This is a genomic window from Bradyrhizobium sp. HKCCYLS2038 (assembly GCF_051167655.1).
Lineage (GTDB): Bacteria > Pseudomonadota > Alphaproteobacteria > Rhizobiales > Xanthobacteraceae > Bradyrhizobium.
In genome coordinates, this window is the sequence record NZ_JBNPTM010000006.1 from 241927 (window position 1) to 254814 (window position 12888).

Here is a 12888-nt window from a genome sequence, read left to right on the forward strand (position 1 = left end):
CGGGCATCCACGCGCTTCCGCGAATGCCGCACGACGTGGATGGCCGGGACAAGCCCGGCCATGACGGCGCGGAGGCTTATGGGTCCAAACAACCGGGGCTCTGCGAAGAAGGTCCACACCCTGAGGAGCCCGCCGCATGCGGGGGTCTCGATGTGTGGCCGCAAGCTACTCCGCCGCATCCATGATCGCCGCCGCAGCAAAGTCCGGCATCGCGGCGGTGGCCTTGGCGCGGTAGATCAGGCACGAGCAGCGCAGCAGCGAGGCGAAGTTCTTCACCTCGCCGTGATGGTCGAGCACCTCGGCGTAGAGCGTGGTCACGAACTTGCCGAGGCTCATGCCTTCCTTGGCGGCGATCTCCTCGAGCGTGTCCCAGAACGCCATTTCGAGCCGGATCGACGTGCTATGCCCGCCGATCCGCAACGAGCGGGTCTGCGATGCATAATCGCGCTGAGGCTGGTGTGCGAACAGGCGGCACATGGGCTTCCTCCGGCTGATTGTCATTTTGGAGAAACGATATACCGCCGCCGCCAGCCTCACAATCCCGTTGGAGAACGCGGCATTCGCCTGCCGCACTGCGTAAAAAACGCCTATTCTCCCGGCCACGATTGTGGCGCCGCGACAGCGCCGCCGTTCAACGTTTCGAGCCGATCCCGCATGCCCGTCCGCCAGCTTCCCGAACAGGTCATCAACCGCATCGCCGCCGGCGAGGTGGTGGAACGGCCCGCGAGCGTGGTCAAGGAACTGGTCGAGAACGCGATCGACGCCGGCGCCAGCCGTATCGACATTTTCACCGACGGCGGCGGGCGGCGGAAGATCGCCATCACCGATGACGGCGGCGGCATGACCGCGGCCGATGTCGCGCTTGCGGTCGAGCGCCACGCGACCTCGAAGCTCGACGACGAGGATCTCCTGCAGATCCGCACGCTCGGGTTCCGCGGCGAGGCGCTGCCCTCGATCGGCTCGGTGGCGCGGCTGTCGATCACGACGCGGCACAAGAGCGAGCCGCATGCGTGGGGGCTTACGGTCGATTGCGGCGACAAATCTCCGATCGTGCCGGCGGCGCTGAATCAAGGCACCCGCGTCGAGGTCGCCGATCTCTTCCATGCGACACCGGCACGGCTGAAATTCCTCAAGACCGACCGCACCGAGGCCGAGGCGATCCGCGAGGTGGTGCGGCGGCTGGCGATGGCGCGGCCGGACATCGCCTTCACGCTCGCCGGCGAGGAGCGCGCGCCGGTGACCTGGGCCGCTGCGCTGCCCGGCGCGCCGGGACAATTGACGCGGCTCGGCGATATCCTGGGCGCCGACTTCCGCAGCCACGCGATCGCGGTGCGCAGCGAGCGCGAGCATGTTGTTGTCGAAGGCTTCGCTGCTGCGCCGGCGCTGACCCGCGCCAATGCGCTCGGGCAATACCTGTTCGTCAACGGCCGCCCGGTGCGCGACAAGCTGATTCTCGGCGCGGTCCGCGCCGCCTATGCCGACTATTTGCCGCGCGACCGCCATCCCGTGGTGGCGCTGTTCGTGACGCTCGATCCGCGCGAGGTCGACGCCAACGTGCATCCGGCCAAGACCGAGGTGCGCTTCCGCAACGCTGGCCTGGTGCGCGCGCTGATCATTCACGCGCTGAAGGAGGGCTTGGCACGCGAAGGCCGCCGCACCGCCGCCAACGACGGCGGCGCGACGATCGCGGCGTTCCGCCCGGCGTTCGCGCCACCGCGGCCCAACCCCGGTCCGATGAATTGGGATTGGCAACGCTCGCCGTCGGCGCCCGTTGCGCCGATGCCGCGCTACGACGACGCGGCCGCCATGCCCAGCGCTGCGGCCATCTCACCCGCGGCCTTCGCCGAGCCGATGCAGGCGGCGTTTGACGTTGGCGGACCGCGCGCTGATCTGCGCCTGCACGAGCAGCCGGCGGCGCCCGACCTGCTCGACCGTCCGCTGGGCGCAGCGCGCACGCAGATCCACGACACCTACATCGTGGCGCAGACGCGCGACGGTCTCGTCATCGTCGACCAGCATGCCGCGCACGAGCGCATCGTCTATGAGCGGCTCAAGGCTTCACTCGCCGCGCATGGCGTGCAGCGGCAGATCCTGCTGATCCCCGACATCGTCGAACTGGACGAGGCCACCGTCGAGTCGCTGCTCGCGCGGACCGATGAGCTGGCCTCGTTCGGCCTCGCCATCGAATCCTTCGGCCCCGGCGCCGTGGCCGTGCGCGAGACGCCGTCGCTGCTCGGCAAGATCAACGCCTCCGCACTGCTGCGCGATCTCGCCGAGCACATGGAGGAATGGGGCGAAGCGCTGCCGCTGGAGCGCCGACTGATGCACGTCGCCGCCACCATGGCCTGCCACGGCTCCGTCCGCGCCGGCCGCCGCCTCAAGCCGGAGGAGATGAACGCGCTCTTGCGCGAGATGGAGGAGACGCCGAACTCCGGCCAGTGCAACCACGGCCGCCCGACCTATGTCGAGCTCAAGCTCGCCGACGTCGAGAAGCTGTTCGGGAGGAGATAGCGCCGACGGCCCGGATATCGACGATAGGGAGAACGACGTCAGTTCCAGATTCGCTGTCGTCCCGGACAAGCCGCAGCGGCGCAACGCGCCGCGGAGGCGCCGATCCGGGACCCATACGCCGCAGCAGACGTAAGGGACAAGAACGGCGTGGCGATCAGCCTGCCTCCTCACTGGATCCTGTGGTTATGGGCCCCTGCGTTCGCAGGGGCGCCACCGAGTGTGGATCACGAGCGTCGCAGGAAAACAAACTCGGTGTCGTCGTAAGCGCGGCGTTCGAGCTCTTCGAACCCATCGGGCGCCTTGAACGCCGCGGCCTTGGACTCCTCGACGACCAGCAGCGCCCCTGGCACCAACCAGCCGCCGTCGCGCAGCGACGCCAGCGCCGTCTCGGCCAGCCCCTTGCCATAGGGCGGATCGAGAAACACCAGCGCAAACGGCTCGACCGGATGCGCTGGGCCGAGATCGGTGGCATCGCGGCGGTACACCTTGGTGACGCCGCCGAGTCCGAGCGCCTCGACATTGTTGCGCAACAGCGCCCGCGCCTCGGCGCCGTTGTCGACGAACAAGGTGAACTCCGCGCCGCGCGACACCGCCTCGATGCCGAGTGCACCGGTGCCGGCAAACAGGTCGAGCACGCGCGCGCCCTCGATCGGATTGTCGTAAGCGTGCACGAGGATGTTGAACAGCGCCTCGCGCAGCCGGTCCTGCGTCGGCCGGATGTCGCGCGACGCAGGCGAAGCGATGTTGCGGCCCTTCAGCCGTCCACCGACGACACGCATCGCCGCACCCTACTCGTCCTGCGGCGTGATATCGCGCTTGCCGTGATAGCCGCGCTTCGGCCGCCGCGGCGGGCCGGGGAAGCGCGCCTCGGCCTCGTGGCGCTCGCGCGCCTCCTCGCTGCCGGTGCGCTGGACCAGCACGCGGCGGCCCTTGCGGTCGGCGACCACCTCGCGCTTCGGCTTGGGCTTCGGATCCGGCAGCGGCTCGCGGTTGCCCTTGCCGGCCGGGCCGAGATCGGCGCCGGACTGCGCGATCACCTTCTCGCCGAGTTGCTCACGCAGCACCCGCGTCTTGACCTCCTGCACCTCGCCTTCGGGCAGCTCCAGCAATTGGAACGGACCGTAGGAGACACGGATCAGGCGGTTCACCTCGAGCCCGAGATGCGCGAGCACGTTGCGCACCTCGCGGTTCTTGCCCTCGCGGATCGCCACGACGAGCCAGACATTGGCGCCCTGGTCGCGCTCGAGCGTCGCCTCGATCGGTCCGTACTTCACGCCGTCGACCTCGACGCCGGCCGCGAGCTGATCGAGCTGGGCCTGCGTGATCTCGCCATGGGCGCGGACGCGATAGCGCCGCGTCCAGCCGGTGTCCGGCAGCTCGAGCACGCGCGCGAGGCCACCGTCATTGGTGAGCAGCAGCAAGCCCTCGGTGTTGAAGTCGAGCCGGCCGATCGAGATCAGCCGCGGCAGGCCCTCGGGCAGATTGTCGAACACCGTCGGCCGTCCCTCGGGGTCGCTGTGCGTCGTCATCAGCCCGCGCGGCTTGTGATACAAAAACAGCCGTGTCCGCTCGCGCTCCGGCAACGGCGCGCCGTCGACCTGGATGACGTCGTTCTCGGTGACGTCGAGCGCCGGCGAGTTGATGACGCGGCCATTCACGCTGACGCGGCCCTGCGTCACCATCTCCTCGGCGTCGCGGCGCGAGGCAAGCCCCGCACGCGCCAGCACCTTGGCGATGCGCTCGCCGGTCTTGCCCGGCTTCGGCGCCTCGTCGGGCACGACGCGCTTGCTGCGCTTGTCGGGCTCGGGCTTGCGCTCGCGGTAGGGGCCACGGCCGCCGAACGCCGGACGCTTGGCGAAGATCTGGGTGTCGTCCTCATTGTCGCGGCGCGGCCGCTCGGAGAAGCCCTCGCCGCGCTTCTCGCTGCGCGGATGCTCCTGCCAATCGGTGCGTCCCTCGGGACGGCGACGCGGCTTGTCGAAGCCGCGGTCGTCGCCGCGATCACGGGGGCGATCGAATTTCGGCCTGTCGAATTTGGGCTTATCGAATTTGGGCCTGTCGAATCTCGGACGATCCTCGCCGCTGCGCTCGGTGCGCGGGCGATCGAAGCTGCGGCCGCCTTCGCGCGGCGGACGCGGGCTGCGCTCGGCGCGATCGCCATCAGCGCCGCGCTTCTGCCACGGCTTGCTCTCGCCCCGCGGCGGCCGATCGCCGAACTCCTTGCGCGGCCCGCGCGGGCCAGCACCGAACTTGCGCTCGGCGCGATCGCCTTCGGCACCACGCGAGAACTTCCGCTCGCCACCAAACTTGCGCTCAGGGCGATCCCCGGTCCGCGGCGGACGGTCACCGAAGCTGCGCTCGGGGCGCGGCCGGTCGCCACGATCACGCGCGCCCTCGCCGCGTGGCGTATAGGGGCGCTTCTCACCATCGCGATCACGCGGCGCGTAGGGCTTGCGCTCGCCGAACTTGCGCTCGGACGACCGCCCAGCCGGACGGGCGTCGTCACGGCCAGCGCGGGGCGTGTACGGACGCTTCTCGCCGCCGCGCTCGTCGCGGTCGAATTTCGGCCGGTCGCCGCGCGGCTTGAAAGCGCGCTTCTCGCCGTCGCCGTCCCGGGCGGGACGCGCGGCATACGGCCGATCGCCGCGCGGACGTTCGTCGCGATTGAAGCGCGGCTTGTCGCCATAGGATTTGCGCGGGCCTTCACCCTCCTCGCGGCGGCGCGGGGCGCGGCCCTCGTCGAACGAGCGCTTGCCACCGTCGCGCTTGGCAAAGCTCTTGCCGCCGCCGTCCTTGTCGCCGAAGCCGCGCTTGGCGAACTTCTTCTCCGGCCCGCGCGCGGCGCCCGAGCGTCCCTTGGTCCCCTTGGCCCCCTCGGACCGCCCCCGCGGGGCGCCGCCGCGGCGGCCGCGGGAATCGTTGTCTTTGTCGGTATCGCGGGGCATGAAGGTCTCACTTCGAGGTGCAGGACGCGGGGTGATACGCGCGCTTTCGAGCAGCGCATGTCACGCGGGAAATCGGGGTCCGGTTTTGCTGAAGGGCGATGCAGTAGCAGACTTGGGCGGGTATGACGAGCCATGAACAGCCCTTCTTTCATGGATTTGGCGCTGAAAGCGGCCGAATCGGCCGCAATTTCCGGCGAGGTACCGATCGGGTGCGTCGTCGTCCGCGACAACGTGGTCATTGCCACCGCCGCCAACCGCACCCTGACCGACCGTGATCCGACCGCCCATGCCGAGATCCTGGCGCTGCGCCAGGCTGCGCAGGCGGTCGGCAGCGAGCGGCTGGTCGATTGCGATCTCTACGTCACGCTGGAGCCCTGCACGATGTGCGCCGGCGCCATTTCCTTCGCCCGGATCCGGCGGCTGTATTACGGGGCGGCCGACCCCAAGGGTGGCGCGGTGGAGTCCGGCGTCCGCTTCTTCGCGGCGCCGACCTGCCATCACGCACCGGAGGTGTATTCCGCGGTTGGTGAACAGCAGGCCGCGCAGATGCTGAGGGAGTTCTTCAAGGCGCGCCGTTGATCTCAGTCTGCGGCGAAAAACTCCCGCAGCAGCTTCACCGTCGCCTGCGGGTTCTCCTCGGTGGGGAAGTGCCCGGAGTCGATGGGCGCGCCGCGAACGTTCGTCGCCCATGTCTGCCAGGTGTCGAGCGGCGTCGCCGCGGCGCTGGCGATGCCCGCATCGCCCCACAGCGCGAGCATCGGAATCGTGATCTTCCTGCCCGCCGCGAAATCGGCCTTGTCGATCTCATAGTCGGCATAGGCGCCGGCGCGATAATCCTCGCACATCGCATGCACGCGGGCGGGATCGCGGAACGGCGCGAGATAGTGTTGAAGCGCGCGCGGATCGATCGCGTCCAGCGTCTTGGACTTGGTCTGGCTCGCCATCTTCTGCCTCAGGAAGAACTCGCCATTGGACGCAATCAGGGTCTCCGGCAGCGGCGCCGGCTGCGCCAGGAAGGCCCAGTGATAGATCTTGAGCGCGTAAGCGCGGTTCATGCGCTCCCAATACTCATAGGTCGGCAGGATATCGAGCACGGCGAGCTTCGACAGCCGGCCGGGATGATCGAGCGCGAGCCGGTAGGCGACGCGGCCGCCGCGGTCGTGGCCGGCGAGCGCGAAATGCACATGGCCGAGTTGCTCCATCGCCTCGATCATCACCCGCGCCATCGCGCGCTTGGTGTAGGGCGTGTGGTCGGCGTCGCTGTCGGGCATGTCGGACCAGCCATAACCGGGCAGGTCGGCGATGATCAGCGTGAACTGCTCCGCGAGTTCCGGCGCCACGCGGTGCCACATCACGTGCGTCTCGGAGAAGCCGTGCAGCAGCAGCAGCGGCGGTCCCTTGCCGCCGACGCGGGCGAAGATGCGGCCCGCCGAGGTGTGGATCCATTCGGACGCGTAGCCTGGAAACAGGTCGGCGAGATCGGACATGGCGGCTCCCACGACGAGGGTATCCGCCACGATACGACAGGCGCCGCATCCACCCAAGAGCAGCCGCGCGCGGCGACTGCAGCCCCGCAGTCCGCTGCGGCTGAGCTAGCCCGTCCCCTGCTCCTGCGCCAAGGCCTGCCAGGCGATGTCGCGGCGGCAGAAGCCGTCCGGCCAGGTGATCAGATCGACGGCCTGATAGGCCCGCGCCTGGGCTTCAGTGACCGTCTTGCCGCTGGCGCAGACGTTGAGCACGCGGCCGCCATTGGCGATGACGGCGCCGTCCTTGAGCACCGTTCCGGCGTGGAAGATCTCCGCGCCCTCGACCTTGGCGGCCGCGTCGAGACCCCGGATCACGCTGCCCTTCTGGTAGTCGCCGGGATAGCCCTTGGCCGCCATGACCACGGTGACCGCCGCGTCCGGGAACCAGCGCAGATCGAAGTTCTTCAACTGCCCGTCGCAGGCAGCGAGCAGCGCGGGCACCAGGTCGGACATCATGCGCAGCATCAGCACCTGGCATTCGGGATCGCCGAAGCGAACGTTGTATTCGAACAGTTTCGGTCCCTGCGCCGTCAGCATCAGGCCGGCATAGAGGATGCCCTTGAACGGTGCGCCGCGCGCATTCATGCCGTCGATCGTCGGCAGAATGATCCGCGACATGATCTGATCGTGGATGTCAGGCGTCACGAAAGGCGTCGGCGAATAGGCGCCCATGCCGCCGGTGTTCGGGCCCTGGTCGTGATCGAACACCCGCTTGTGATCCTGCGCAGAGGCCAGCGGAATCGCCGTCTGGCCATCGCACAGCGCGAAGAACGAGACCTCGCGGCCCTCGAGAAACTCCTCGATGACGACCTCGGCGCCGGCCACCCCGAAGCCACCGTCGAACATCATGCGGACGGCGTCCTCGGCCTCGGCCAGGGTCTTGGCGACGACGACACCCTTGCCGGCCGCCAAGCCATCGGCCTTCACCACGATCGGCGCGCCGTGCTCGCGGACATAGGCGAGCGCTTCCGGCGCATTGTCGAAGCGGCAATAGGCGCCGGTAGGAATGCCGTATTCGGCACACAGATCCTTGGTGAAGCCCTTGGAGCCTTCGAGCTGCGCGGCGAGCCTGCTCGGCCCGAAGATCTTGATGCCGGCGGCGCTGACATCGTCGACGACGCCGGCCGCGAGCGGCGTCTCCGGCCCGACCACGACCAGATCGACCTTGTTGGCCCGACAGAATTCAATCACTGCTGCATGGTTGGTCACGTCGAGCGCGACGCATTCCGCCTCCTTGGCGATGCCAGCATTGCCCGGGGCGCACCACAGCTTGGTGAGCAGCGGAGAGCCGGCGATCTTCCAGGCGAGCGCGTGCTCGCGGCCGCCGGAACCAATGAGTAGAATGTGCATCGTCGTTGCCGTCGCAGGGGGTGGGCCAATTCGGAGGCCCCAATTGCCCGGCCCTTGCAACAGAGTCAAATCATGGCTCGGGCGGTTTCGCGGCGGCGCCGGCGATGATTTCCTGCAGGCTGGCGACGTGGCGGGCGAACGCCGCACGGCCGGCGGGGGACAATGTCACGGTGGTCTGCGGCTTCTTGCCGACGAACGCCTTGTCCACGGCGACGTAGCCGGCGCGCGACAGCGTCTCGATATGGGCGCCGAGATTACCGTCGGTGGCGCCGGTCAGCTTCTTCAGCCGGGCGAAATCGAGGCCGCCCGCGGTCAGTGCGTTCAGGGCCGCCATGATCTTGAGCCGCAGCGGCTGATGGATGATCTCGTCGAGCTCCGCCAACGTCGCTAGCTCCGCCGCATCCACAGCCCGCCGAGGATCAGGCCGGCGCCATTGACGAAAGCCATCCACAACGGGAACGCCGGACCGATGAAGGCATAACCGATCAGAGTCAGGGCGGTGACGCCGAGACCGAACACCGTATAGGCGATGCCGAACCACAGGCCGGCCAAGCCATAGAACAGCATGAAGTAGATCGGCCAGAACGCCCCCATCTCGCGCGGCCCGAAATGGCCGATCGTCTCGACGAAGAAGCCGAAGGCGAAGAACATGACGAAGGCGAGCACCGTTCGCAGATCGAAGCTGCTCACCCCCGATCGGGACCTTTCCGCCGCACCCAGCACAACGGATCCGGCGATGCCGAGCACATAGACCGAGAGCCACGCCTTGTCGGCATAGCGCGGCGTCAGATAAGTCACGAGATTGCCGGCAAAGACGAGCGCGCCCCACAGGATCATCATCAGGCTGGAGAGCCGGTAGATCTGCGATTGGCGCACGCGCCTGGTCATCTCCTCGATGTCATCGAGCGCGCGCGCGGCTTCCAGGCTGTCGATCATGCGGGATTGAACCTCTAGCGCGTGGCCACGTCCTCTGCGATCGCGCTGACGGCCTGTTGCGCCGACACGATCTCCATGTGATTGACGCCTGCGATCAGCTTCACGTCAACAGCAGGCGCAACCGCACGCATGGCGTCGGCATATTTGTCGGCGAGCATCAGTTCGTCGTCGGCGCCCGCGATCAGGGTCACCGGATGCTTTGCCGCGGTGAGATCGGCCTTGTAGCCGGCGGTCGCGAAATTGCGCAGCAGGCGATAACTGTAGGTCGAAGCGACGTATTTTTCCGAGTTCGGCCGGACCGCAAAGGCAAGCGCGGGCAGCGCCTCGCAGCACGGCAAACCGATCCGCCGCAGGACCGTGAGCGCGAGAATGCGCGGAATGTCGGGGCTGGCCCAGCCGCCCGAATTGTCGCGATTGGTCGGCGCGTCGTAGCCGAGATAGGGCGAGAGCAGCACGGTGCGCGCGAACAGATCCTGGATCGGCGCGCCACTGGCGCGCAGCGCGAAGCCGCCTCCCGCCGAATGCCCGAGCAGCACGATCGGCTGGGTCGGCAAGGACCTCCTGACCTCGGCGACGAGGTCGGCGAGATCATCCTCGAGCTGGCCGAGATAGCCGATGTCGCCGCGGGTGCCGGAGCCGCCATGGCCGCGAATGTCGGGCGCGAAGGTTTCGATGCCGCGTGCGGCCAGCCCATCGGCGAGCGCATGCACCGCCACGCTGGAGCCGGAGGAGCCGTGCACCAGGATGGCGATCTTGCCGACCGGCGCCGTCCGCGCCGGGTAGTGGCGATAGGCGAGCTCGGTGCCGTCGCGGGCGCTGAAGCGCTGCAAGGCCGGCATGGTGCTGCGGTCGACCCGGCCGACAGTCTCCGAGATCGATTTGAGCTCAGGCGGCCGCACCAGGGGCGTGGCCAGCATCACCCCCAGGATCACGGCCAGCGCTCCCGCGAGGCCAAGCCCCAACCCCACGAGCCGAAACATGATCTTGAGACCCTTCATCGGTGCTCCCTCCAGCCGCCAGACCATTTATAGAGTACTCTGTATAACAGAGTTATCGAAAAGGCAACGGCTTGATTGGCGGCGGAGGTGGAAAGCCCCTACCTTGGCAGCTGCTCCCACACCCGAATCAGTCAGCGATGCCGCCCGCGGAAGCTCTGCCCAACGCGCCCGAATTCACCGTTTCCGAGCTGTCCTCCGCGCTCAAGCGCACGGTCGAGGACCAGTTCGGGCATGTCCGCGTGCGTGGCGAGATCACGGGTTTCCGCGGTCCGCATTCGTCGGGGCACTGCTATTTCGCGCTCAAGGACGAGAGCGCCAAGATCGAGGCTGTGATCTGGAAGGGCGTGCACGGCCGCATGCGCTTCAAGCCGCAGGAAGGGCTCGAGGTCATCGCGACCGGCAAGCTCACGACCTATCCGAACTCGTCCAAGTATCAGATCGTCATCGAGGCGCTCGAGCCGGCCGGCATCGGCGCGCTGATGGCGCTGATGGAGGAGCGCAAGCGCAAGCTCGGCGCCGAAGGCCTGTTCGATCCCGCGCGCAAGCAGCTGCTGCCGTGGCTGCCGGAGGTGATCGGCGTCGTCACCTCGCCGACCGGCGCCGTCATCCGCGACATCCTGCACCGGCTCGAGGACCGCTTTCCGCGCCATGTGCTGGTCTGGCCGGTCAAGGTGCAGGGCGACGGCTCGGCCGAGCAGGTCGCCGCCGCGATCCGCGGCTTCAATGATCTGCCAGAGGACGGCCCGATCCCGCGACCCGACGTGCTGATCGTCGCGCGCGGCGGCGGCTCGCTGGAGGATCTCTGGTCGTTCAACGAGGAGATCGTGGTCCGCGCTGCGGCCGAGAGCATGATCCCGCTGATCTCAGCGGTCGGCCATGAGACCGACGTGACGCTGATCGATTTCGCCGCCGACAAGCGCGCGCCGACGCCGACGGCGGCCGCCGAAATGGCCGTGCCGGTGCGCAGCGAGCTGATGCAGGAGCTCGCGAGCCTCGCGCGGCGCGTCAGCGTGTGCTGGCAGCGCGGTCACGAGAGCCGCCGCAACGAATTGCGCGCCGCCGTGCGCGCCCTGCCCGGCGCGACCGAACTGCTGGCGATCCCGCGGCAGCGGCTGGATTCGGCGACGGCGAGCCTGCCGCGCGCGCTCAAGACCAACACGCACGTGCATTTCCGTCAGTTCGCAGCGGCCAGCGCCAAGCTCACGCTGCGCGTGCTGCATGGGCAGATCGCGCAGGCCGACCATCGTCTCGTCGTATCGTCCGAGCGGCTGTCGCTGTCGGCGCGCGCGCTGCTGCACCGGCGGCGCGAGCGCTTCGAGACGCTCGATGCGCGCTTCAAGGCCTCGCGCCACGCCTATGCGCAGGCCAAGCGCCAGGCGATCGCGCGCGAACGCGACCGCACCGAACGGCTGGCGGACCGCGCCAGTCGCGCGCTGGCGACGTCGATCTCGCGGCTGTCGGCGCGCGTCGATCACGCCGGCCAGTTGCTGGCCGCGCTGTCCTATCGCAGCGTGCTGGCGCGCGGCTTCGCGCTGGTGCGTGACGAGGCCGGTCACCCGCTGCATCAGGCGGCGAGCATCGGGCCGAATGCAGCGCTGTCGATCGAGTTCGCCGATGGCACCGTTGCGGCGACGGCCGGTGCCGGCCGCCCTGTTCCCACGGCGGCGCCGACGCCTCCGAAGGCCGGGCGCGAAACCAAGCCGGCGGCCGCGAAGCGCACGCCCGATCCCGCCGATCAGGGCAGCCTGTTCTGACGACGTCTCAGCGCGCCAGCCAGTCCGACACCAGCTTCTGCGCGTCCGCGCGCGCTTCCGGATCGGAGCCGACATGGCCGCGCTCGGGCGCCCCCGCATCGGCGCCCGCCACCGCGTGCACCGGCAGATTGACCCGATCGAAATCGTGGTAGGCGTCGGGATAGACGACGATGCGCGTCAGCGCGCTGCGGCCGCGTGCGCCATCGACCATCTGCCGGCAGGCCGGCGGCGAATAGACGTCGTCCATGCCGCCGATCAGGACCAGGGTGGGAACGCGCGCGCTCCAGCCGAGCCCCGATGACGCCCGGCAATCCGGATAGAACGCGACCGCCGAACGGAAGTCCGGCGCAATATGGTCCGGCAATTGCGGCCGTACCGCCCACAGCAGCGCGCTGGCGCCAGAGGCCCAACCCATCAGGCTGACGCGGTCCGGCATGGCCCAGGATTGCTGCGTCAGCCATTTCTGCGCGGCAACGATGTCGGCGACACGCTCGCGGCGGCCGCTGATGCGACGATCCTTGACGCGGCATTGCGGCCCCAGCCCGCGCGAGCCGTAGCTGTCCGGCAGCAGCACGGCCTTGCCGCCCTTGAGGAGGTCCAACGCCCAGTCGCGGTAGCGCGGCTGGACCGGCTCGGAGCGGCCACCGAGTCCGCCGCAGCCATGCAGCGCTATCACGGTTGGAAAACGTCCTTTTGCTGCCGGCAAATAGAGCTGAGCGTGCAGCACGTAGCTGCCAGCCGGAATCTCGACCGGCATCGGCAACGGCTCCGTAGCGGCCGCCGATGCCGTGGCGCAGAGCAGAAAGACGGCGACGGTAGCGAGGAAGCGCATCAAACCAGCCGGGAGACAAGCGGCGGAGACCTGAAA

General features: G+C 68.6%; 12 protein-coding genes. 3 read left to right on the forward strand and 9 right to left on the reverse strand.

Features of this window, described 5'->3' with window-relative positions; all coding sequences use genetic code 11:
• Positions 1-165 precede the first annotated feature (165 nt).
• On the reverse strand, positions 166-477 hold the full coding sequence (locus tag ACQR1I_RS26295) for a ribbon-helix-helix domain-containing protein (RefSeq protein ID WP_434869370.1): 312 nt from the start codon (positions 475-477) through the stop codon (positions 166-168).
• Between the two features lie 177 nt (positions 478-654).
• On the opposite strand from ACQR1I_RS26295, the gene mutL reads away from it, so the two are divergent.
• On the forward strand, positions 655-2511 hold the full coding sequence (gene mutL, locus ACQR1I_RS26300; RefSeq protein WP_434869369.1) for a DNA mismatch repair endonuclease MutL: 1857 nt from the start codon (positions 655-657) through the stop codon (positions 2509-2511).
• 224 nt (positions 2512-2735) lie between these two features.
• On the opposite strand, the gene rsmD is transcribed toward mutL, so the two are convergent.
• Both rsmD and ACQR1I_RS26310 read right to left on the reverse strand, forming a co-directional pair.
• Entirely contained in the window at positions 2736-3290 is a 555-nt protein-coding gene (gene rsmD, locus ACQR1I_RS26305) for a 16S rRNA (guanine(966)-N(2))-methyltransferase RsmD (protein ID WP_434869368.1), read from the reverse strand.
• Between the two features lie 9 nt (positions 3291-3299).
• Positions 3300-5456 carry a pseudouridine synthase gene (locus ACQR1I_RS26310; RefSeq protein WP_434869367.1) on the reverse strand — a complete coding sequence of 719 codons (2157 nt, stop codon included), beginning with the start codon at positions 5454-5456 and terminating at the stop codon, positions 3300-3302.
• Between the two features lie 132 nt (positions 5457-5588).
• Here ACQR1I_RS26310 and ACQR1I_RS26315 point away from each other — a divergent pair, with 132 nt between their 5' ends.
• The gene (locus tag ACQR1I_RS26315) at positions 5589-6035 is read left to right on the forward strand and encodes a nucleoside deaminase (protein WP_434869366.1); all 447 of its coding nucleotides are present in this window, start codon (positions 5589-5591) and stop codon (positions 6033-6035) included.
• 2 nt (positions 6036-6037) lie between these two features.
• Here the strand turns inward: ACQR1I_RS26315 and ACQR1I_RS26320 are convergent, their stop codons facing one another.
• The 5 genes from ACQR1I_RS26320 to ACQR1I_RS26340 all read right to left on the reverse strand — a co-directional run bounded on the left by ACQR1I_RS26320 (position 6038) and on the right by ACQR1I_RS26340 (position 10266).
• On the reverse strand, positions 6038-6943 hold the full coding sequence (locus ACQR1I_RS26320; RefSeq protein WP_434869365.1) for an alpha/beta fold hydrolase: 906 nt from the start codon (positions 6941-6943) through the stop codon (positions 6038-6040).
• Positions 6944-7048: 105 nt separating this feature from the next.
• A complete protein-coding gene (purD, locus tag ACQR1I_RS26325; RefSeq protein WP_434869364.1) occupies positions 7049-8332 on the reverse strand; it encodes a phosphoribosylamine--glycine ligase in 1284 nt (427 codons plus the stop codon).
• Positions 8333-8402: 70 nt separating this feature from the next.
• Positions 8403-8714 carry a winged helix-turn-helix domain-containing protein gene (locus ACQR1I_RS26330; protein WP_434869363.1) on the reverse strand — a complete coding sequence of 104 codons (312 nt, stop codon included), beginning with the start codon at positions 8712-8714 and terminating at the stop codon, positions 8403-8405.
• Positions 8715-8719: 5 nt separating this feature from the next.
• A complete protein-coding gene (locus tag ACQR1I_RS26335) occupies positions 8720-9268 on the reverse strand; it encodes a hypothetical protein (protein ID WP_434869362.1) in 549 nt (182 codons plus the stop codon).
• A 14-nt stretch (positions 9269-9282) separates the two neighbouring features.
• On the reverse strand, positions 9283-10266 hold the full coding sequence (locus ACQR1I_RS26340; RefSeq protein ID WP_434869361.1) for an alpha/beta hydrolase: 984 nt from the start codon (positions 10264-10266) through the stop codon (positions 9283-9285).
• A 137-nt stretch (positions 10267-10403) separates the two neighbouring features.
• On the opposite strand from ACQR1I_RS26340, the gene xseA reads away from it, so the two are divergent.
• Entirely contained in the window at positions 10404-12020 is a 1617-nt protein-coding gene (xseA, locus tag ACQR1I_RS26345; RefSeq protein ID WP_434869360.1) for an exodeoxyribonuclease VII large subunit, read from the forward strand.
• A gap of 7 nt (positions 12021-12027) precedes the next feature.
• Here the strand turns inward: xseA and ACQR1I_RS26350 are convergent, their stop codons facing one another.
• Positions 12028-12852, reverse strand: coding sequence for a dienelactone hydrolase family protein (locus ACQR1I_RS26350; protein ID WP_434869359.1), 825 nt, complete (start codon positions 12850-12852; stop codon positions 12028-12030).
• Between the last annotated feature and the right edge of the window lie 36 nt (positions 12853-12888).